Genomic DNA, 20,577 nt, shown 5'->3' with positions numbered 1-20,577 from the left:
AGCGATGCTTCCAGACGACACAGGACCGCTGGATCATTGAGCTCCGTTTACGAAAGGTCGGCTCCGTCGACGAAGGAAACGAGGTTCTGCCCGAGTTGATCGAAAAACACAATCGGCTGTTCGCCGTGGAACCGGCTGAAAAAGAATCTGCCTTCGTCCCTTACACCCACCCCCGCGCCCTGAAGCACATCCTTTGCTACCGGGGGGTATACCGGAAAGTGGGTTCGGGTCAAACGATCTCGTACCAAGGACACACGTACAAGATCGTATCCGACCGCATCCTTCCGCTCAAAACGGAGGTGGAGGTTCGCCAGACCCTGGACGGTTCGGTGTGCATCGAGCATAGCGGGGAGATCCTGTTCGTCAAGCGGGTGGAAAAACCGGTTCGAAAGCCTGCTTCGAAGCCGGAAAAAGAAAAGGCAGGCGTTACGAAACCTCGTAAGCCTGCTCCCAATCACCCATGGCGCAAAGCCTGGGTAACACCAAAATCCAACTCCATGATACCTCAAAATCAAGGTCATGGCCAGTCGTCATCGGGTTAGCAGGCTGAAGGCAGGAATCTTTGATCCCGGATTCATACCACCTCCTTCCCATCCTTGTCGGTCACTTTCACTCCCGCTCGGGATGGGAAGGGTTAAGGTGACAGAATCACGGACGTTTTATGGTGACATTTTCACTGACGCTTGACAGTGCGGCCGCCGGGGAGCCGTTGGACCTTAGAGGGAGGACCCTTCCGCAGGCCGAAAGACTCCCTCATTTATTGTATATTTCAATCACCGATTCTGCAAAACCAAAAGAAAAACCGGTCCCAAACGACCGGTGCCCTCAGCGGGCTTCCAGATTGAGGGTTTTGATCGTCACCTGATAATCCGCCTTCACGTCCGCCTTGGGAAAATCCCGTTCCCAATCGATCCGCTTCCACAGATGCGGGTGATACGCATGGATGTACGCCCCGAACTCAAACACGTCGGTGCGGTACTCCTTCTGCACCTTTCGCAAGGCCTTCTCGAACTGCTTTTCGTAGACCTGTTCAAGCATTTTCTCCATCTTCTTCATCACTTTTTCCTGGCTCAAATCCAGTTTGGAACAGGTGTTCTCCACGACCCCTCCCCACACCTCCACCTTCACCCGGATTTTGATGTTTTTGCCCTGATGGGACACGGTGACCGAAGGGTCAACCACCTTCGGTCCGAAGGTGATCATCCCCCTTTCGTCCGGACACTTCACTCGCACAGGATAACCCGCCTTATCTTCCACAATCCCCAGAACCGGCCCGCTCTCTTCCCTCGACAAGCTGCCCACCATGTAATTCCCCCGGATCACGGCGAGGCCCTTCCAAAAAACCTTCCCCTCTGCGTCATCCCCTTGTCCGCCGGCATTTGCCTGATCGCCGCCCTTTCCCGGTTCAACGTGCAGATAATTGATATAGGCCGCCCGGGTCGGATCCGACTGGTTGACAAACCACTGACCCAACGTGGTATCCCCCATTCTCCCGTGGCTCGATCCGTTTTCCACAAAATCCAGGATATATTCCGTCGGGATCTCGGCCAGCCTCAAATTGACCATCAGCGCATCCTTCGCCGGCCCGTCGACGATCAACGGCCAGATCTGGCGGCGGATTTCGGGATGGCGGCGCAGGGCGTCCAGGATTTTCATTCCCTTGTTCCGGACAACCTTTTCGCTCAGAAAAAGCAGGCGGGTGTGACCCAGAAACAGATCGTGGTTGGTCTGGTTTTGGAGATTCTCCAGGGCTTCGTACACCGTTTTCCCCACCGCCGAGAAATTGTGAACCACTCCCTGTCCCCCTTGACCACCACCGCCGCCTCCGCCGGAACCGACGATCATGATCGGAATCGGAATCTGAACGGACACCTCCACCCCTTTCGGATGTTCGTCGATCGCCATCGCGAAGACGGACGAGCGCTGCTCGATTTCCCGCCGATCCCAACAACCGGTGATAAGCCCCATCACCAGAACCCATGCAACGAGGTTAAACAGACGGCGTTTCATCCTCCTTCTCCCCCCTTTTTCGCCGAATCCGGGCGATGATGTACATTAACGGCGGAAAAAACAGCACATTGAAGAGCCAGAAGTACCCGACCCATTCCCCCCATCTGTTCAGTTCATACAAATTTGTGGGCCACAGGGCCAATCCGTAAAGGATGCCGCCGATGGCGAGAGTCAGCCACTTTCGGCGGCGGGCCGCCAGACCGAGGGACTCATGCAGAATCTGGATGATGGCAAAAAACAGGTTGGTCAGCGACGTGAACACCGCAATCACCCAGATGGACAACACGGCCGATTCCAGCCGTTCAAAAATCATCCCGGGAATGTGGACCGCCTTCACCAATTCCAGCACCGGCCACGCCATCCGGACCAGCTCCTCTTTCCCGAAGATGGCCAGACAGGAAAGATAAGTAAACCAGTAAGTAAAAGAGATGACAAACACGGCCGTCAGATGTGAGCGTAACGCCTTTTTCGGCTCCTGATAGGCCTCCATGAATACCAGGGCCACCTCAAAACCCGTGTAAGAAAAAAGAGTCGTGGCGGCTCCCTTTGCCACTTGCCTCCAATCGGCCTGAAACAGAGGAAGCAGGTGTTCCATTTCCCCGCTCTGGATCAGGGCCGCGATCAGCAGGATCCCCGGCGCATAGATGAGCGGGAGCAGAAATTCGTTGAACCGTGCCAGCACGTCGACCCGGCTGTGGCTGACATAGGCGGCGGCAGCCACCATCATCAACATGATGACCGTAATCGGCGTCCTCTGAAAGATGGCGGTCACCAGCACTTGTCCGAAGGACCGGGTCGCCACCACCAGAATCGCCATCCAGTTCAACACAAATAACGCGAGGAAGGGAAGGCTCAGCATTTTCCCCGGCCAGGGGCTTCGTCCCGTCCAGAGAACTTCCCGGCTGAGGCCGGCGAGGCTCATCCCAGGAAAAAGCCCTCCCAATTTGCTGATCAAAAAAAGTATGATTCCGGCAATGATCCCCACCAACGGGATCACCAGGATTCCGTCCGTGCCCACTTCCTTGGCCATCAATCGGGGAAAGGAGAGGATACCGGTGCCGACGACGGTGCTAAAGGTGAGGACATAGGCCTGATAGGGGGAAACTGAACGCTTCGGCAACCAGGACGGTTCGTTCCCGTGTGAAGACATGACACCACCTCCCTGGCCTCAAGGATCGATCGAGGACCTTTTTTCTCATTGGCCGAAGAGACCGAGCGTATCGCCGGGCACAGGAAAAAAATGCGGCGATTCGGCCACAATGCCGTGTGGAGTCTAAAGTCCCCCCGGACCACCGTCTCCGTCGGGACAGGCGGGCGGCCGCCCCCAAAAAGGTGCCGCCGGCCGACCCGCCGCGTCCGCCAACCGGGACCGCCGTTAAGATCCCCGCAAAGGGATTAAACAGAGGGTGACTCACCCCTCTTCTCCCCCCTTCTTCTCCGGATGCGGGCGATGACATACAATAGCGGCGGAACCAGCAGTATGCTGAAAAACCACCAATATCCCATCAATTCCCCCCATTTGCCCATCTCATAAATGTTTGTGGGCCACAGGGCCAAGCCGTAGATGGTCCCGCCGACGGCGAGGGTCAGCCATTTCCGGCGGCGATCCGCCAGTCCCAAAAATTCCTGCAAAGTCTGGACAATGGCAAACATCGTATTGGTTATCGTCGTGAACACCGCGATCACCCAGATGGACACCACGGCCGATTCCAGCCGTTCGAAAATCATCCCGGGAATGTGGACCGCCTTCACCAATTCCAGCACCGGCCACGCCAGAAGGGTCAACTCCTCCTTCCCGAAGACGGACAGACAGATGAGATAGGTTAACCAATATCCGAACACGGTGATGACGAATATGGCCGTGAGATAGGGACGCAACGCCTTTTTCGGCTCCTGATAGGCGCCCATGAAAACCAGGGTCACCTCGAAGCCCGTATAAGAAAACAGAGCCGTGGAGGCTCCCTTCACCACCTGCTTCCAATCCGCCTGAAACAGGGGGAGCAGGTGTTCCACTTCCCCGACCTGGATCAGGGCAGCGATCAGCAGGATCCCCGGAGCGTAGATGAGCGGGAGCAGGAACTCGTTGAACCGTGCCAGCACATCGACCCGGCTGTGGCTGACATAAGCGGCGGCGGCCACCAGCATCAACATGACGACCACAATCGGCGTCCTCTGAAAGACGGCGGTCACCAGCACTTGTCCGAAGGTCCGGGTCACCACCACCATTCCTCCCAACCAGTTCACAAGAAAAATGGCGAGAAGAACAACGCTCAAAATTTTCCCCAGCCAGGGATACCTCTTGATCCCCAGGATTTCCCGGCTGATGCCGACGAGGCTCCTTCCCGGAAAAAGCCCCCCCAGTTTGCTGATCACAAAGAGCATGATTCCGGCTATGATCCCCACCAGCGGGATCACCAGAATCCCGTCCGTGCCCATTTCCTTGGCCATCGAGCGGGGAAAGAGCAGCACACCGACGCCGATAACGCTGTTGACGATGAGCGCATAGACCTGATAAGGGGAAATTGAGCCCTTCGGCATCCAAGATTGTCCGCTCGTGCGTGAGGACATGGCACCATCTCCTTACTCTTCCCGCACCGGATCTTGGGGGCGAAAAATCGAAGGCCTTTTTTTCATCATCGACCAAGGGACCCGAATCAGCAGGTCCTTCACATCCTGCCAGCGCAAGGGTGCCATCGGGGCCATGTACGGAACCCCGAAGGATTCCAGTTTCACCAGATGATGCAGCAGGAGCATGAGACAAAGGACGATTCCGTACAGGCCGAAACCCGCCGCGACGATCATGATGGGAAATCGGAGCAGGCGGAGGGAGATCGCCGCGTTGTAGCTGGGGTTGGCATAGGAACTGATCGTGGTAAGTCCGACGACGATCACCATGAGCGGACTGACCAGCCCCGCCGTCACCGACGCCTCCCCGATCACCAGCGCTCCGACGATCCCGATCGTCGGCCCGATGGGGCCCGGCAGCCGGACGCTCGCTTCCCGCAGGATTTCCACGCTGACCTCCATCAGAAGGGCTTCGACGATGGAGGGGAAAGGAACCGTCGCCCGCCCCGCCGCCATGGCGATGGCCAACTGGGAAGGGAGCATTTCCGTGTGAAAGGAGACAAAGGCGATATAGAAAGCCGGACCCAACAGGGCGATGATCAGGGAAACCAATCGGAGAAAGCGGAGAAAGGTGGCGATCATATAGCGTTCGTAATAGTCCTCCGGACTGTAATAAAACTGGGTGAACACCGCCGGAGCGATCAGCGCGTGGGGGGTGCCGTCCACCAGGATGACCACTTTCCCCTCCAGCAGATGGCTAACGGCCGAATCGGGCCGTTCCGTGTTCTGGATCAGGGGAAAGGGGGTCCAGAAGTTATCCTGAATCATCTCTTCGATATACCCGCTCTCCAGCACGCCGTCCAACTCAATTGCCTGAATTCTCCGCTCCACTTCCTCCACGATCCTCGAGTCGACCACGCCTTCGATATAGCAGAGGACGAGATCCGTGCGGGTCCGTCTCCCCACCTTGTAATTTTTCATCCGAAGGTCGGGATCCCTCAGCCGGCGGCGGATCAGGGCGGTGTTGACGCGGAGCGTTTCGGAAAATCCCTCCCGGGGGCCGCGGACGACGGCGGCCGTCTTCGGCTCCTCCACGCTCCGCATGGGCCATCCCTTGGAACCGATGATCAGCCCCTGGCTCTCTCCGTCCAGGAGCAGAATCGTATCCCCGGAAAGGAGCCCTTCCACCAAGTCCTTCATCTTGGCGGTGATCCTCATCTCCCCGGTCTGGATCAGGCTCTCGTTGACCATTTCCCAAAGATCCGTCTTCGTCCGGATCTTTTCCGCCTCGGTCATCAAGGGAGTGAGCACAAACTGGTCGATCAAGGGCAGATCCACCAAACCGTCGATATACATGATCGCCGCCCGGCGGTCGGGAGTGTATTGAATCGTAAAAAACCGGGTGACCACATCGGAGCCGTCTCCCAGCAGCTTCCCGATAAATTGCACATTCTTATCGACGCTGGGGTCCAGCATCCGGTCCCCCAATTTGTCTTCGATCTTCTTCGCCGCCAGCTCCTGAAGCATTTGCTCCTTTCGCTGTTTCCGCCTGCGCATCCACCGGGAGGAACGCTTCACTCTTCATCACCTTCCGGTCTTAGATTCTCCCGACAACTGGAAAAAATGCACTGCTCCCCTTTCCGGGCAAAAAAAAGCACCCCGAATGGGGTGCATCGCGTGTTCCGCTATTTCTTTCTCACCAGCCGGGCGATGAAAAAGCCGTCGCTGCCGAAGTGATGGGGCAGGATCCGCACCATCCCCGGCGCGATGGAAGCTTTTCGGATCACGGCGGGGGCCAGCAGTTCGCCCAGCCCTTCATCGGGAATGAATTCGGGGTGCTTTTCGAGAAAGCGGCGGATCTGTTCCTCGTTTTCCCGCGGCTCCAGCGTGCAGGTGCTGTAGACCAGCGTTCCCCCCGGACGGACCCAGCGGGAAGCGGAAAGCAGCATCTGCCATTGCAGGGCGGCCACCCCGTCGATGTCCGAAGTCTCCTTCCGCCACTTGATGTCCGGCTTCCGCCGGATCACGCCCAAACCCGAGCAGGGGGCGTCCAGGAGCACGAAATCGGCCGGTCTCTCCACCGCCCCCGTCAAATCCCGGGCGTCGGCCTGCCGCACCTCCACGATGGAAATTCCCAGCCGACGGACGTTTTCCTCAATCAAGCGCAGCTTGCGGGGATGGATGTCAAAGGCCACGATCCGGCCGCGATTTTCCATTTTTTCGGCCAGGTGAGTGGTTTTTCCTCCCGGCGCCGCACAGACATCCATGCCGAACTGACCCGGGCGGGGAGACACCGCTTCCGCCACCAGCATGGAACTTTCATCCTGCACCGTGAACAGCCCTTCCCGAAAACCCGGAAGGGACGCGGGAGAACCGGCCCCGCGGAGCACGATTCCCTGGGGCGAAAGGAGGGAGGGCCTCGCCTCTCCTCCGGAAGACCGGGCCAATTCCAGAAGCAACCGGTCCCGGTCCGCCTTCAGGGGATTGACCCGCAGGGAAACCGGCGGCGGTTCATTGTTGGCGTTCAGGATTTTCCACGCCGTCTCCTTTCCGAACACTTCCTGAAAGCGGCGGACCATCCAGACCGGATGGGAAGTGGCCAAGGCCCACTCCTCCGCCGTCCGCGGAGCGGTCAGCCAAGGCCAGTTCCGGTCATCCCGGAGATAGGCCCGGAGCACGCCGTTGACCAACCCGGCGATCCCCTTGTGCCCCCGTCGTTTGGCGAGGTTGACCGTCTCATGGACCGCCGCCCGGGGCGGAATCCGGTCCAGATAATGCAATTGGTATACGCCCAGCCGGAGCAATTGCCGGACCCAGGGCTGGAGGGTGCGCACGCCCCCTTTGACAAACCGGTCGAGTATCCAGTCCAGGGTGTTGAGCCGTTGGATCGTGCCGTAAATCAGCTCGGTGGCCAGGCGGCGGTCCCGGGGAGGCAGGGAAATCCGGTCCAGGGTGCGGCCCAGCAGCAGATTGCTGTAGGCTCCCCGCTCTTCGACGGCGATCAGGACATCGAGGGCAACCTCCCGGGCCCCTTTTGCTTCCCGGTTCATCGCTGACCCAACCGTTCCCCTATGGACATGCGCCGACCGCGGAGAAACTCTTCCGCTTCCATCGGCCTTTTCCCGGCAGGCTGCAGTCGGGTGATGCGGACGGTCCCCTCTCCCGCGGCCACCTCGATGCCTTCCCGGCCGGCGGCGATCACCGTGCCCGGCGGCTGGTCGCAGGCGGCGTCCGACCATTCCACCCACCAGATTTTGAGGGGCGTCCCCCGCCAGGTGGTGCTGGCCACCGGCCACGGATGAAGCCCCCGCACGTGATCGTAAATCCTTCGGGCCGGCCGGCTCCAGTCGATCCATTCATCCTCCCGCCGAAGATTGGGAGCGTAGGTGGCCAGGCGCTCATCCTGGGGAACCGGTTGAATTCGTCCGGACAGGAGGGCCGGAAGGGTCTCGATGAGCAGTTCCGCCCCCAAGCGGCTCAGCTTGTCGTGGAGACTTCCCGCGTCATCCCGTTCACCGATGGGAATCGCCCTCTGCGCCAAGATGTCTCCGGCATCCAGGGCGGGCACCATTTTCATGATGGTGATCCCCGTCTCTTTCTCCCCGTCGATCACCGCCCGGTGAATCGGCGCTCCCCCGCGGTATTTGGGAAGCAGGGACGCGTGCACGTTGATGCAGCCGTGGCGCGGGCGATCCAGAATCTCCCGGGGGACGATTTGACCGTAGGCGGCCGTCACCACCAAATCCGGATCCATGGCGAGAACGGCAGCAATCGCCTCCGGGTCGCGCAACTTCTCCGGCTGAAACACGGGAATGCCCCGCGCCTCAGCGGCCCGCTTGACGGGAGGCGGCGTGAGCTCCCGCTTCCGTCCCCGGGGGCGATCCGGCTGCGTCACCACCCCGACCACCCGGTATCCGTGATCGATCAGGGCCTTAAGGGAGGGAACCGAGAAATCCGGCGTTCCCATGAACACAATTCGCGGTTTTTCCGTCACGGCAACGAATCCTCCTCCGCCCCGTCCTCTTCCTCTTCCGGACGAAACACCCTTTCCGCCCGATCGATGAACAAGATCCCGTTCAGGTGGTCCACCTCGTGCTGGAAGATCCGGGCCAGATAACCTTCAGCCTCCATCTCAAAGGGTTCGCCGTAACGGTTTTGCCCTTTTACCTTCAACCGATTCGCCCGCCGAACCTCTCCCAGCAAACCGGGAATGCTGAGGCACCCTTCCGGTGGAGCCAGCTGCTCCCCTTCCAGATCGAACAGCTCGGGATTGACCACTTCGATCAGGCCGTCGCCGGGATCGACGACGATCACCCTCTTTAAAATGCCCACCTGGGGAGCGGCCAAACCCACTCCCTTGGCGTCATACATCGTTTCCGCCATGTCGTCCAGCAGTTTGTGGAGGCGGGCGTGAAATTTTTTCACCGGCTGCGCCTTTTCCCGCAAAATCGGGTCCGGATATTTGACAATCCTTCGTATGGCCATTCGCTATCCCCCTCCTTCGATCCCCTCTTGAAGGGATCCAAGCCCAGTCGTTAATGAAAGATGACAAAAAGAAAAACCTCGCCGAAGTCACCCGTCACGGTCCACGCTGACGAGGAGTTCCGGATCCTCCGCCCGCTCCTCCAGGTATCGAAGGACCTTTCCCACCGCCTTCGCCACGTCTTCATCCGTATATTTTATGAAAACCTGCAGCCGATACCGATCCTTCATCCGCGGAATGGTCGCCGGAACGGGACCCAGCACCTCCGCCTTCCCCGAAAGGGCCTGTTTCAGGAGCCGGGCCGCCTCGAAGGCGGCCTGCATCACCGCCTGCCGGTCCGGATGGCTGAACAAAAGGGTGAAGAGACGGCAAAAGGGAGGGTACCGGTGCTGCTTCCGGCTGAGGAGTTCCTTGCGGTAGAAGGCTTCCGTGTCGGTCCGGGCCGCCAGATCGATGGAATAGTGCTTCGGGCTGTAGGTTTGAATCACCACCCGCCCGGAAAGATCGTGCCGTCCCGCCCGGCCGCTCACCTGGGTCAACAGCTGAAACGTGCGCTCCGCCGCGCGGAAATCGGGAAGATGGAGCATGATGTCGGCGGCGATCACCCCGACCAGCGTCACCCGGGGAAAATCCAACCCCTTGGCGATCATCTGCGTGCCGAGCAGGACATCGGCTTCCCCCGCCCCAAAACGGCCGAGCAACTCCTCGTGGGCCCCTTTCCGGTTGGTGGTGTCCACATCCATGCGAATCACCCGCATGCCCGGAAAAAGGCGGGCGATTTCCTCCTCCACCCGCTGCGTCCCCGTTCCGAAATACCGGATATGGCTGCTGCCGCAGGCGGGACAGGTTTCGGGCACCGGCTCCGCGTATCCGCAGTAGTGACACCGGAGCGTCCGGTTCGTCCGGTGAAAGGTGAGGGAGATGTCGCAGTGGGGACACTCCATCACCTTTCCGCAGGACCGGCAGAGGACAAAGGTGGAAAAACCTCTCCGGTTGAGGAACAGCACCGCCTGTTCCCCCCGGGAAACACACTGTTCCAATGCCTCCTGCAGCATCCGGCTGAAGATCGAACGGTTCCCCTCCCGGAGCTCTTCGCGCATATCCACCACGTCGACCCGGGGAAGGGGACGCCCTTGCACCCGCCGGGAGAGAACCACCCGTTCCAGTTCCCCCCGTCCGGCGCGGTGAATGGTCTCCACCGCCGGGGTGGCCGTTCCCAACACGACGACGGCGCGGTGCGCCATCCCCCTCCGGAAGGCCACTTCCCGGGCGTGATACTTGGGCTGTTCCTCCTGTTTGTAGGAGGACTCGTGCTCCTCATCGATGACGATCAGCCCCAGATTGGAAAAGGGGGCAAAGATCGCTGAGCGGGCGCCGATGGCCACCTGCACTTCACCGGAGCGGATCTTGCGCCATTCATCAAACCGTTCGCCGCCGGACAGCCCGCTGTGCAGCACCGCCACCCGGGGGCCGAAACGCCCCTTGAACCGGGCGACCATCTGGGGAGTGAGGGAGATTTCCGGAACCAGGACGATCGCCTGCCGCCCCTGTTTCAGGGTCTCATCGATCGCCTGCAGGTAAACCTCCGTCTTGCCGCTCCCCGTCACGCCGTGCAGCAGGATGCGATGATGCCGGCCCTCCCGCAGGGGACCGACGATGGCCCGAAAGGCCCTTTCCTGTTCCGGCGTGAGGGGGAGCGGGGAGGTCGGCTCGAAGGACCGTCCCGCAAAGGGGTCCCGCAATTCCTCGCGCTCCTCCAGTTGGAGCAGCCCCTTTTCCACCAGGCTGTCCACGGAGGATCGTCCCGCCTTCAGGGAAGCGAGCAGCCTCGAAAGGGGAACCGCTTCGGGACGGTCGAGAAAATGGCTCAAGATCTCCCGCTGGCGCAGGGCCCGGGGCGGGAGAGCGTCGAGGGCGCGCCGGAGCGCCTGCCCGGAAACCGCCGGTTTCACCCAGCGCGTCCGCCGTCGCGTCACCCGGTCCCCCACCCGCTCTTCCACCAACAGCCGCCGCTCCCTCACCAATTGACGGATGAGGGACCGGCTCACGCCGGGCCAGGCGAGAACCGTCTCGAGGGGACGTTCCCCTTCCCGGCGCAGCCGCTCAATCAGGGCTTCCTCTTCCGGAGCGAGCACGGTGCCCGGGGCAAACCGGGGGTGTATCCGGACCACGCGGCGGTAACGCCCCTTCAACACCGCCGGGACCATGGCGTTTAACGCGGTGATGGGATGACAAAAACAGGTCTCCGCCATCCACAGGCCCAGATCCACCAGCTCCGGCGTCAGAGGGGGAACCAGATCCATCACGTCCAGGATCGGCTTCAGCCGGCCGTAGGAAGCCTCTCCCGACAGCCGAACCACATACCCCATCACTTTCCGGTGGCCAAAGGACACCCGGACCCGGCTCCCCACCTCGATCACATCCCGAAGGGTTTCCGGAACATGGTAATCGAAGGGGCGATCCGTTCCCCGGGCGACGACATCCACGACCACGGCGGCGATCGACTTTTCAGCGGTCATTCAGCCTCTCCCCGATCAGGGCGATCAAGCGTTCCGCCATCCGTTCCTTGGACATCCGCGGCCACCGGGCCACCAGCCCCTTCTGATCGTACACGGCGGCAATGTTGGTGTCCACTTCAAATCCGGCGCCTTCGGCCGTCACATCGTTGGCCACGATCAGATCCATCCCCTTGCGCCGGAGCTTTTCCCGGGCGTTCTCCTCCACATGGTCGGTCTCGGCGGCGAAACCGACCAAAAAGCGGTTTCCCTTGCGCTTTCCGACCTCCAGGGCGATGTCCGGCGTCCGTTCCATGCGGATCTCGATCGTTTCATCCCGTTTCTTCATTTTCCGGTCGCTCACCGTTACGGGCCGGTAATCGGCCACCGCCGCGGCTTTGATGATGATGTCCGCCCGGGGCAGCTCTTCCAGCACCGCCTTAAGCATCTCCTCCGCCCGAACGACGCTGATCCGCCGGACGCCCGGAGGCGGCGCAAGGGACGTCGGACCGCTGATCAGGACCACCTCCGCCCCCGTGCGGGAAGCCGCCTCCGCGATGGCGTATCCCATCTTCCCCGAGGATCGGTTGGTGAAAAACCGGACGGGATCCAAGGGCTCCCGGGTGGGTCCCGCCGTCACCAACACCCGCTTGTCCCGCCAATCCGGCAGGGAGGCGCCCAAAATCTCCTCGATCCGGGCGATGATTTCCTCCGGTTCGGCCATGCGCCCCTTTCCCTCGTAACCGCAGGCCAGCATCCCTTCGCCGGGGGCGATCACGTAAACCCCGCGCTCTTTCAACGTTTGCAGGTTCTTCTGCACCACCGGATTTTGATACATGTGCACATTCATCGCCGGTGCGACCAGGATGGGGGCCCGGGTGGCAAGCAACGTGGTCGACAACATTTCATCCCCCAGACCGTGAGCCATCTTGGCCAGGATGTTGGCCGTCGCCGGAGCGATGACGAACAGATCCGCGTGGTCCGCCAAATCGATGTGGGCCACCACCGAGGGATCCTGTTCGTCAAAGGTGTCCACCGCCACGCGGTTGCGTGAAAGGGTTTGAAAGGTGAGCGGAGTGACGAACCGCGTCGCCGATTCGGTCATGATCACCCGGACATCCGCTCCCATCTGCGACAGGCGGCTGACCAGGGCGGCCGCCTTGAAGGTGGCAATGCCGCCGGTCACCCCGACTACGATCCGTTTTCCTCGCATCCCGTTCCCCCCATGAAAAAATAAGCAACCCAGACCGGTCGTCGGATTGCCGAATTTCCTTCCCTCTGGCGGGGAAGAAGATCATTTTTTCTCCGGCCGGATTGACTCGGGCAGCTCCAGCGCGTCGGCCGCGATCTCCTCCAGCGCGATTCCGACGTATTTGTTGGAACGGGGATTGATTCTCGGCTTCTCCCCATCCAGCAACTGACGAGCCCGTTTTGCGGCCACAACGACCAAGGAATATTTGCTGTCCACCTTCTCCACCAGTTTGTCGATCGACGGCTCCAGCACGGTGTCATTCCCCCCATGTCAAGTTTTTCCCGGACAACAGACGCTCGACGCGGCAGTGCTCCGCGGCGATGATCGCACACAGCCGGTCGCAGGCCCGTTCCACCTGGTCATTGACCACCACGTAGTCGTAGCGGCTCATCTCCTTCAGCTCCTCCTCGGCCCGCTTGAGGCGGCTGAGGACAACCTCTTCCGACTCCGTTCCCCGCTGCTCGATCCTCCGCCTCAGTTCATCCAAGGAGGGCGGGATCAAAAAGATGAACACCCCCTGGGGAAACCGCTTTTTCACCTGTCTGGCACCCTGCACCTCGATTTCCAGCAGAACGTCTTTCCCTTCGGACAGACGCTCCTCAACCAAACGGCGGGGAGTTCCGTAGTAATTCCCGACGTACTCCGCCCACTCCAGCAGCTCGTCGTTGGCAATCATCCGTTCAAACTCGGAACGGGTTTTGAAAAAATAATTGACCCCTTCCTTCTCCCCCTTCCGCGGCGGGCGGGTGGTGGCGGAGACGGAATAGGTCAATTCCGGCATGCGTTCCCGCAGGAGAGCGCTCACCGTTCCCTTTCCGGCTCCCGACGGTCCCGACAAGACGATCAGCAGTCCTTCCTTTCTCTGAAAAACGTCCATGATCCATCCTTTCTACACAACAGCATCCTTACTCGACCATTTCCTCTTGATCCTTGCTGGCCAACCGATGGGCGACGGTCTCGGGCTGAACCGCGGAGAGAATCACATGATCGCTGTCGGTGATGATCACCGCCCGAGTGCGGCGACCGTATGTAGCATCGATCAGCATGCTGCGTTCCCGCGCCTCCTGGATGATCCGCTTGATGGGCGCGGAATCCGGGCTGACGATGGAAATGATTCGGTTGGCGGACACGATATTGCCGAAACCGATATTGATCAATTTGATACTCAAGGGACTTTGCCTCCTCGCTTTGATCCATAGCTGAAAATCAGGGCAGAGGGACAAACGGCTGCCTCTTCCGGCAAATCCTTCGCTGCTCAGTAGTTTCAGTAGTTATTGTAGTCCCTTTCCCCAAAGGAATCAATTCCGGAGGGGGGCGCACCGTCACTCGATGTTCTGCACCTGTTCCCTCATTTTCTCCAACTCGCTTTTGCAATCGACGACCCACAGGCTGATCAGTCCGTCGTTGGCCTTGGAACCGATCGTGTTGATCTCCCGGTTCATCTCCTGCAGGAGAAAATCGAGGCGCCGGCCCACAGGCTCGTCGCTGGACAGGAGACGGCGGAACTGGCTGACATGGCTGTCCAACCGGGTGAGCTCCTCCGATATATCCGCCCGTTCCGCATAGAGGGCCGCTTCCATCATCAAACGGTTTTCGTCCAGGGAGACTCCTTCCATCCACTCCTTCAGCCGCGTCTCCAGGCGCCGGCGGTATTCCTCCGCCACCTTGGGAGCACGGCTTCGGATCTCCACAAGCAGGTTTTGCAAGGTCTCCGTTCGAGAAAACAGGTCCTCCGCCAGCGCTTCCCCTTCCTTTCGCCGCATCTCCACCAGGCGGATGCAGGCGTTGCGAACCGCCTCCAGCAGGGGTTCGCTGCAGGATTCCGGATCCAGAGGGACCTCTTCGACGGTGACGACTTCCGGAACATGAAAAAGATCGCTCACGGACAGCGATCCGTCCAAGGCGAAACGCTCTTTCATCTCCCGGGCGGCACGGATCGCCGCCTCGGCGACCTCCCAGTTGACCGTCACATTCCGCCGGGAGAGCTGATCGGTCCGGATCTGTACGAACACATCCACCCGGCCGCGGCGCACCAACGGTTGGATCTCCCGCTTGATCCGCTCCTCAAGGGAAATCCAGCCTCCGGGAAGACGGACCGTGATGTCCAAATACCGGTTGTTGACCGAACGAATCTCCACTTCGTAGCTGATGCCGTCCTTCAGGAGGCAATCTCTGCCGTACCCCGTCATGCTTCGAATCTTGCCGTTTCGTTCCATGGCTTCATTTTACCAAGTTTTCCGCTCATCCCTCAAGGGATCGCCGTATGGGCGCGGCAAAAAAGCGGAACCCGGATGGAACGCCGCCGCGGGAAAACACCCGCACCGGTCGGAAACCTTCGGAAAGCACCGGCGCCCGAAGAGGAAATCCACGCACCGGCCCGCCCTCAAGGCCCGAAGGTCCCGCCCGTCACTTGCTGAAATGCGCGCCCAATCCCTTGACAACGGGGATCGTCACCGTCTGCGCCTCCCCGTCCGCCAACTCGCACCTTCGCTAAAGAGACGGCCGGCGCGCCCGGAAAATCCCGAGGGCGCATCTTCCGGGAAATGCATCTCCGTCCGTCCAAAGGCGGCGGAACCCGCCCCCTTCGGGCGCAATGGGTACGAGGCCGCGGAGGCCGGAGCTTCCCGCCCCCCTCGGTTGCCCCCTGTCGGGAGATGCTTGCCGCCTTGCCTGCGCGGCCGATCTCGACCCGGCACCGAAAAAGCCGGGAATTCCCCGCGGATCGATCCCTCCACCGCCGCAAAACTTCCGCTCACGAAAAAGGGAAGATCGCTTTGCGATCTTCCCTGCCAATTCCGTGAAATCCGCGGCCGTCAGGACCTCTCAAGCCGCCTTCTCAAGGCTTCCCCTTCGTCCTCGAAACCCGGCTTCCCCAGAAGGGCGAACATGTTCCGTTTGTAGGCCTCCACTCCGGGCTGATCAAAGGGATTGACCCCCAGCAGGTATCCGCTGATCCCGCAGGCTTTTTCAAAGAAATAGACGAGCTGGCCGTACGTGTAGGGGCTCACCTCGGGAAGGCGGACGACCAGATTGGGAACGCCCCCGTCCACGTGGGCCAGAAGGGTGCCCTCGAAGGCCTTTTTGTTCACAAAATCCATCGTTTTCCCCGCGAGATAGTTCAAACCGTCCAGATTGTCCGGATCCCGGGGAACGCTCAGGTCGATCCGGGGCTTGTCGACGGAGATCACCGTTTCAAACAGGTTGCGAAGCCCCTCCTGAATGTATTGCCCCATGGAATGCAGGTCGGTGGTGAAGCTGACCGAAGCGGGAAAGATCCCCTTGTGATCCTTCCCTTCGCTCTCGCCGAAGAGTTGCTTCCACCACTCGGCAAAGGAGAGGAACGAAGGCTCGTAGGTGACCAAAAGCTCCACGGTTTTCCCCTTGCGGTACAGGGCATTCCGCAGGGCGGCATACCGGGCGGGCGGATTGTCCGCCAGGTCGGGGTTCCGGAAGGACTCGGCGGCATCCCGGGCTCCCGCCATGACCGCTTCGATGTCCACGCCCCCCGCGGCGATGGGCAACAGGCCCACCGCCGTCAACACCGAGTAGCGGCCGCCCACATCGTCGGGAACCGTGAACGTTTCGTAACCCTCCTCGTCCGCCAGCTTCCGGAGAGCGCCCCGGGCGCGATCCGTGGTCACGTAAATCCGCCGGCGGGCCCCCTCCTTGCCGTAACGTTTCTCCATCATCTCCTTGATGATCCGGAAGGCGACCGCCGGTTCGGTGGTCGTCCCCGACTTGGAGATCACATTGACGCTCACTTCCTTGTCCTTGAGCAGCTCAAGAAGGTGAGCCGTGTATACGGGGCTGAGGTGATGGCCGGCGAAATAGATCTCGGGCCCTTTCCGCTTTTCCTTGGGAAGCTGGTTGTAAAAGCTGTGGTTCAGCATTTCCAGCGCCGAGCGGGCACCCAAATAGGAGCCGCCGATGCCGATCACCACCAGCGCGTCGGAATCGGAGCGGATGCGTCGGGCCGCCTCCTCGATCCGGGCAAACTCCTCCCGGTCGTAATTGAAGGGAAGATCCACCCAGCCGAGAAAGGCGCTCCCCGCTCCGGTCCGTTCGTGCAGCATCTTGTGAGCCGCTTTCACAAAGGGTTCCAACTGCTCCAATTCGCGATCCCCGACAAAGGACCGCGCCTGGGAATCGTCGAAGGTGAGTGCGCTTTTCATGGTTTCCTCCCGATGCTTGTAGTTTGATGTCGGTCATTCATTATATCAAAAGCGGGAGAAGATCGAAGCAAATAAATTCTCCCCTTCGGAAAGGATTCATTTTTACATTCCGTGCATAAATACCCAAAATCTGCAGACTATAAAGCTCACAAACCCCTTTTTCAGGGAGATGATAGCCATGCCGAGAAGAAACCGTTTGCTTGTCCCGGAAGCCGCCGATGCCCTTCAGCGGATGAAATTTGAGATCGCCCAGGAGTTCGGCGTCCAACTGGGCCCCGACACGACGGCCCGGGCAAACGGTTCCGTGGGCGGCGAGATGGTGAAGCGTCTGGTCGCCCTGGCCCAGAGCCAGATCTCCGTGCCGTGAGCCTGCCGGTCGGCCGCGACAAAGCGATGTCGCCGATGCGGCAACGATGCGGCGGCAAAAAGAGGGTCACAGACGCCCCCTTCGAACAAGTTTTCCCCTCTTCGGGAGCGGCCGAACCGCTCCCTAATCCCCTTTGATCAACGCCAGGGCGTTTCTCGTCGTCACGCGGCTCACCTCGGCGAGGGAACATCCCTTGATCCTCGCCACTTCCTCGGCCACCCGCCGAACCCACGCCGGTTCGGCGGGTCGGCCTTTTTCGTACTCCCAGGGTGCATCCGTCTCCAGCACAAGGGATGTCAGCGGAACCCGCCGGACCAGGTCGCGATCCCGTTCGCGAACCAACACGTCCGGGGTGACGGATACAAAATGGCCCGCCTCCACGATGGCATCGACCACGTTGGGAGGCGCCTTCAACCAGTGGAAGACGGCGCGTCTCACCCGGTGCTTCTTCAACAGCCGCAGGGCGGGGGCGGCCATCGCGTGGACGGCGTGGAGCGACACCGGCAGCTCCAGCTCCCGGGCGACATCGAGAAACGCCCGGAGACGCCGCACCGCCGCGGCGGGCGGCGCGGAGCGTTCCCCCTCCGGCAGCGAATAATACGGCAGGCCCACCTCCCCCACCGCCCGGATTACCCCGCGATACCGGCGGATGAGCTTAAGCACCCGTTCCGTTTCTCCCTCATCGGCTGCCTCCTCCGGATGAACGCCGAAGGCGATCTCCAGAAAGTCCGGATAACGCTCCTTCCACCGGAGAAGCGAATGACAGGACGCCTCCCCCATGGCCACGGCGATCACCCGGTACACCCCCGCCTCCCGGGCACGCCGAACCACCGCTTCCACTTCCTCCGGAGAAAACCGGTCAAAATGGACGTGGGTGTCGATCAGTTGGATGGGAGGGTCCATCGGAACGGTCAAGGGTTTCCGCCTCCCTTTTTATTCTTCGGATCAGGTTCACTGGGCCGAGTGAGATAGGCGAAAGATTTGTTTCAATCCACCAGCTGTTTCTTCGCCTCTTCCAATACATGAATTACCTGCTCATAAGGAATTCTCCACGGCTGACCATCCATCCTGGGATAAATTTCAATCTGCAATACTGAACCTTCTTGATTTATTTCCGCCCATTGATGATCTCCGTAGAATATCTCAGCGACCAATTTCTCACGATCAGGCGGGCTGGATATGCAGATTCTCCATGGTTTACTCATAAACCACCCTCCCTGAAAAATAGGAAATTACCGTTTGCATCAAATACAATTCCTCTCCCATCTGGTGCGATATACTCAATCGTTTCGCCGAATCTGCCCCGATAACTTTTGATTACCTTAGTTTCAGGATTCGTCAAAATATCATCGACAATATCTTGAGCCAGACGATTGATCTCAGCAGGATTTCCTCTTGCCGGTGGAAAAAGTTTATTTCCCTTCCTTGCCCCAGCACCATGTTTTGTTAAGGACCTTCCGGCTCGAGTAAATCCACCTTTATCAGGTACTGCAGCAGCTTTTGAAAGATCGTCCAGAGATGGACCTATTCTACTTCTTCCTCCAAGCCCTTCAACAACTTGATCCACACAACCGTCTTTCCCCTTGCCAATCATAAGAAACACGCTGGCATAAGGTGGTGTGGCCCTATGGACAAACTTTCCACAGACAAAACGGGCGATACGCTCCCGACCCTCATCGACAATTTTGGCCAACTTTCCATTCAACAACCGGTCCGCCTGCTTGAAACCCCCTTTAACAGCCGGCTCCAGTGTATATTTCCCCGCTTGTTTTATTACTACAGTTGCAAATAGTAGATTTATTGCATATACTCTCGACTGAACGAGAAAGATTTGGGAGGAACTCCATTGACCCCGCGAGATTCCCGTAAAACGCTCCATCCGTCGTGCAACGAAATATCTAATTGGGCAAAGTCCTTTGAAACCTTGGCTGAACGAATCGGAGCTCACTTTGCCCGCTCCGAAGCACGGCAACGTTGTAAGTCCTATCTTCGTGGGTTGTTAAGTTCCGTGGAACGGAAGAACGGGTGGCAGTTGGCCGAGTATGCCGGGGATCCCACTCCTTACGGCATTCAGCACCTGTTGGGGCGGGCCCGGTGGGACGCGGATGCCGTTCGGGACGACTTACAGCAATATGTCTTGGAACACTTGGCCCACCCCGAAGGGATCGCTGTCGTGGATGAAACCGGTTTTCTCAAAAAAGGGAATCAATCCGCAGGCGTGCAACGTCAGTACAGCGGAACGGCCGGACGGATTGAGAACTGCCAAATCGGTGTTTTTCTCTGTTATGTCTCCCCAAAAGGTTCCACGTTGATCGATCGCCGTCTGTACTTGCCCAAAAGCTGGACGGAAGATCCTCCCCGTTGCCGGAAAGCCGGGATTCCCAAGGAAACAGGCTTTGCCACCAAACCTCAGCTGGCACGGCAGATGTTGCAGCATGCTTTCCAAGCCGGCCTACCCGTGCAATGGGTAACCGGGGACACGGTGTATGGCAGTGACCGCCGTTTGCGTTTGTGGTTGGAGGAACAACGGCAAGCCTATGTCCTCGCCGTCTCGGCCAAGGAATCGGTTTGTATCGGCTGGAAGACCCACCGGGTGCGGGATTTGGCTCTTGGAACCGAGGAAACCGCTTGGGTACGTCTTTCTTGTGGAAACGGCGCGAAAGGACCCCGGGAATATGAGTGGGTCCGGTATCCTCTAAACTGTCCCGATGCTCCACAGTGGCAGCGATGGCTGCTGATTCGTCGTCATCCGGATGAAAAAGAAGACTACGCGTACTATATCGTCTATGCCCCCAAAGATACTCCGCTCACATCCTTCGTCCGGGTGGCCGGAGCCCGCTGGGCGGTGGAGCGATGTTTTCAGGAAGCCAAAGGGGAAGTGGGTCTGGATCACTATGAGGTTCGTTCATGGACGGGATGGCACCGACACATTACCTTGGCCATGGTTGCCCATGCCTTTTTAACCGTCATGCGGGCACAGGGAATCCCGTCGGACCTCCGAAAAAAGGGGAGGGGTTCCTTCCAGAGCTTGACTGCATTCAAACGCAGCCGGGGACTGCGATGCCCTTGACGGTTCCGGAAGTGCGACGGCTCCTGGAAAAAGTCCTTTGGCAACAAGTTGTTCCGTTGATTCATATTTGGGCTTGGTTTTATTGGCGAAGGCGACATCAAGCCATGTCTCGGTTTTATCATTACAGAAAGCGATTGCTTTCTCCGTAAGTACAACTGTAGTA

General features: G+C 59.6%; 19 protein-coding genes and 1 pseudogene. 3 read left to right on the top strand and 17 right to left on the bottom strand.

The genetic code is table 11. The features are described from left to right. Positions 1–542: pseudogene (locus BM063_RS17775) on the top strand (ISNCY family transposase); the annotation flags it as partial. A gap of 283 nt (positions 543–825) precedes the next feature. Here BM063_RS17775 and BM063_RS15985 read toward each other — a convergent pair. The 14 genes from BM063_RS15985 to BM063_RS15920 form a co-directional block, all read right to left on the bottom strand. Beyond that, positions 826–2,010, bottom strand: coding sequence for a Ger(x)C family spore germination protein (locus BM063_RS15985; protein ID WP_092041375.1), 1,185 nt, complete (start codon positions 2,008–2,010; stop codon positions 826–828). Then, positions 1,991–3,160 carry a GerAB/ArcD/ProY family transporter gene (locus BM063_RS15980; protein WP_092041372.1) on the bottom strand — a complete coding sequence of 390 codons (1,170 nt, stop codon included), beginning with the start codon at positions 3,158–3,160 and terminating at the stop codon, positions 1,991–1,993. The genes BM063_RS15985 and BM063_RS15980 overlap by 20 nt, the downstream gene beginning before the upstream one ends. A 245-nt stretch (positions 3,161–3,405) precedes the next feature. Further along, positions 3,406–4,548, bottom strand: coding sequence for a GerAB/ArcD/ProY family transporter (locus tag BM063_RS15975; protein WP_177199231.1), 1,143 nt, complete (start codon positions 4,546–4,548; stop codon positions 3,406–3,408). 42 nt (positions 4,549–4,590) lie between these two features. Beyond that, positions 4,591–6,153 (bottom strand): spore germination protein, encoded by a 1,563-nt coding sequence (locus BM063_RS15970; protein WP_342713759.1) that lies wholly within the window; start codon positions 6,151–6,153, stop codon positions 4,591–4,593. A gap of 107 nt (positions 6,154–6,260) precedes the next feature. Continuing rightward, a complete protein-coding gene (gene rsmB, locus BM063_RS15965; protein WP_092041366.1) occupies positions 6,261–7,625 on the bottom strand; it encodes a 16S rRNA (cytosine(967)-C(5))-methyltransferase RsmB in 1,365 nt (454 codons plus the stop codon). Next, positions 7,622–8,542 (bottom strand): methionyl-tRNA formyltransferase, encoded by a 921-nt coding sequence (fmt, locus tag BM063_RS15960; RefSeq protein WP_092041378.1) that lies wholly within the window; start codon positions 8,540–8,542, stop codon positions 7,622–7,624. Before fmt ends, rsmB begins: the two co-directional genes overlap by 4 nt. A gap of 23 nt (positions 8,543–8,565) precedes the next feature. After that, complete coding sequence (gene def, locus BM063_RS15955) at positions 8,566–9,060, bottom strand: peptide deformylase (RefSeq protein ID WP_092041360.1); 495 nt, start codon at positions 9,058–9,060, stop codon at positions 8,566–8,568. An 87-nt stretch (positions 9,061–9,147) separates the two neighbouring features. Continuing rightward, positions 9,148–11,577, bottom strand: coding sequence for a primosomal protein N' (gene priA / locus BM063_RS15950; protein WP_092041358.1), 2,430 nt, complete (start codon positions 11,575–11,577; stop codon positions 9,148–9,150). After that, on the bottom strand, positions 11,567–12,766 hold the full coding sequence (gene coaBC / locus BM063_RS15945) for a bifunctional phosphopantothenoylcysteine decarboxylase/phosphopantothenate--cysteine ligase CoaBC (protein WP_092041356.1): 1,200 nt from the start codon (positions 12,764–12,766) through the stop codon (positions 11,567–11,569). The genes priA and coaBC overlap by 11 nt, the downstream gene beginning before the upstream one ends. Positions 12,767–12,847: 81 nt before the next feature. Further along, positions 12,848–13,057, bottom strand: coding sequence for a DNA-directed RNA polymerase subunit omega (rpoZ, locus tag BM063_RS15940; protein ID WP_092041353.1), 210 nt, complete (start codon positions 13,055–13,057; stop codon positions 12,848–12,850). Between the two features lie 4 nt (positions 13,058–13,061). Then, positions 13,062–13,682, bottom strand: a complete 621-nt coding sequence (gene gmk, locus BM063_RS15935) for a guanylate kinase (protein WP_092041350.1) — start codon at positions 13,680–13,682, stop codon at positions 13,062–13,064. A gap of 28 nt (positions 13,683–13,710) precedes the next feature. Next, positions 13,711–13,974, bottom strand: a complete 264-nt coding sequence (remA, locus tag BM063_RS15930) for an extracellular matrix/biofilm regulator RemA (protein ID WP_092041347.1) — start codon at positions 13,972–13,974, stop codon at positions 13,711–13,713. A 153-nt stretch (positions 13,975–14,127) separates the two neighbouring features. Further along, positions 14,128–15,021: a YicC/YloC family endoribonuclease gene (locus tag BM063_RS15925; RefSeq protein WP_092041344.1), complete on the bottom strand. Its 894-nt coding sequence runs from the start codon at positions 15,019–15,021 to the stop codon at positions 14,128–14,130. Between the two features lie 597 nt (positions 15,022–15,618). Continuing rightward, positions 15,619–16,977, bottom strand: coding sequence for a glucose-6-phosphate isomerase (locus BM063_RS15920; protein WP_092041341.1), 1,359 nt, complete (start codon positions 16,975–16,977; stop codon positions 15,619–15,621). A 178-nt stretch (positions 16,978–17,155) separates the two neighbouring features. Here BM063_RS15920 and BM063_RS15915 point away from each other — a divergent pair, with 178 nt between their 5' ends. Beyond that, positions 17,156–17,344, top strand: coding sequence for an alpha/beta-type small acid-soluble spore protein (locus BM063_RS15915; protein WP_092041338.1), 189 nt, complete (start codon positions 17,156–17,158; stop codon positions 17,342–17,344). 123 nt (positions 17,345–17,467) lie between these two features. Here BM063_RS15915 and BM063_RS15910 read toward each other — a convergent pair whose 3' ends face one another. From BM063_RS15910 to BM063_RS17410, 3 genes are all read right to left on the bottom strand, one after another. Beyond that, positions 17,468–18,259 carry a TatD family hydrolase gene (locus BM063_RS15910; RefSeq protein WP_092041335.1) on the bottom strand — a complete coding sequence of 264 codons (792 nt, stop codon included), beginning with the start codon at positions 18,257–18,259 and terminating at the stop codon, positions 17,468–17,470. A gap of 71 nt (positions 18,260–18,330) precedes the next feature. Continuing rightward, positions 18,331–18,549: a hypothetical protein gene (locus BM063_RS15905; protein ID WP_092041332.1), complete on the bottom strand. Its 219-nt coding sequence runs from the start codon at positions 18,547–18,549 to the stop codon at positions 18,331–18,333. Beyond that, the gene (locus BM063_RS17410; RefSeq protein WP_143085407.1) at positions 18,546–19,049 is read right to left on the bottom strand and encodes a hypothetical protein; all 504 of its coding nucleotides are present in this window, start codon (positions 19,047–19,049) and stop codon (positions 18,546–18,548) included. The genes BM063_RS15905 and BM063_RS17410 overlap by 4 nt, the downstream gene beginning before the upstream one ends. A 189-nt stretch (positions 19,050–19,238) precedes the next feature. Between BM063_RS17410 and BM063_RS15900 the strand changes: the two genes are divergently transcribed. After that, a complete protein-coding gene (locus tag BM063_RS15900) occupies positions 19,239–20,414 on the top strand; it encodes an IS701 family transposase (RefSeq protein ID WP_143085363.1) in 1,176 nt (391 codons plus the stop codon). Positions 20,415–20,577 lie beyond the last annotated feature (163 nt).

This window comes from Planifilum fulgidum (assembly GCF_900113175.1).
Lineage (GTDB): Bacteria > Bacillota > Bacilli > Thermoactinomycetales > DSM-44946 > Planifilum > Planifilum fulgidum.
The sequence above is the reverse complement of the archived record's forward strand: the minus strand, read 5'-3'. Positions and strand labels throughout refer to the sequence as shown.

Coding starts and splice junctions, on each gene's coding strand:
- BM063_RS15985 (WP_092041375.1), bottom strand. CDS start 2,010: ATGAAACGCCGTCTGTTTAACCTCGTTGCATGGGTTCTGGTGATGGGG.
- BM063_RS15980 (WP_092041372.1), bottom strand. CDS start 3,160: ATGTCTTCACACGGGAACGAACCGTCCTGGTTGCCGAAGCGTTCAGTT.
- BM063_RS15975 (WP_177199231.1), bottom strand. CDS start 4,548: ATGCCGAAGGGCTCAATTTCCCCTTATCAGGTCTATGCGCTCATCGTC.
- rsmB (WP_092041366.1), bottom strand. CDS start 7,625: ATGAACCGGGAAGCAAAAGGGGCCCGGGAGGTTGCCCTCGATGTCCTG.
- fmt (WP_092041378.1), bottom strand. CDS start 8,542: ATGGGAACGCCGGATTTCTCGGTTCCCTCCCTTAAGGCCCTGATCGAT.
- def (WP_092041360.1), bottom strand. CDS start 9,060: ATGGCCATACGAAGGATTGTCAAATATCCGGACCCGATTTTGCGGGAA.
- priA (WP_092041358.1), bottom strand. CDS start 11,577: ATGACCGCTGAAAAGTCGATCGCCGCCGTGGTCGTGGATGTCGTCGCC.
- coaBC (WP_092041356.1), bottom strand. CDS start 12,766: ATGCGAGGAAAACGGATCGTAGTCGGGGTGACCGGCGGCATTGCCACC.
- gmk (WP_092041350.1), bottom strand. CDS start 13,682: ATGGACGTTTTTCAGAGAAAGGAAGGACTGCTGATCGTCTTGTCGGGA.
- BM063_RS15925 (WP_092041344.1), bottom strand. CDS start 15,021: ATGGAACGAAACGGCAAGATTCGAAGCATGACGGGGTACGGCAGAGAT.
- BM063_RS15920 (WP_092041341.1), bottom strand. CDS start 16,977: ATGAAAAGCGCACTCACCTTCGACGATTCCCAGGCGCGGTCCTTTGTC.
- BM063_RS15915 (WP_092041338.1), top strand. CDS start 17,156: ATGCCGAGAAGAAACCGTTTGCTTGTCCCGGAAGCCGCCGATGCCCTT.
- BM063_RS15905 (WP_092041332.1), bottom strand. CDS start 18,549: ATGAGTAAACCATGGAGAATCTGCATATCCAGCCCGCCTGATCGTGAG.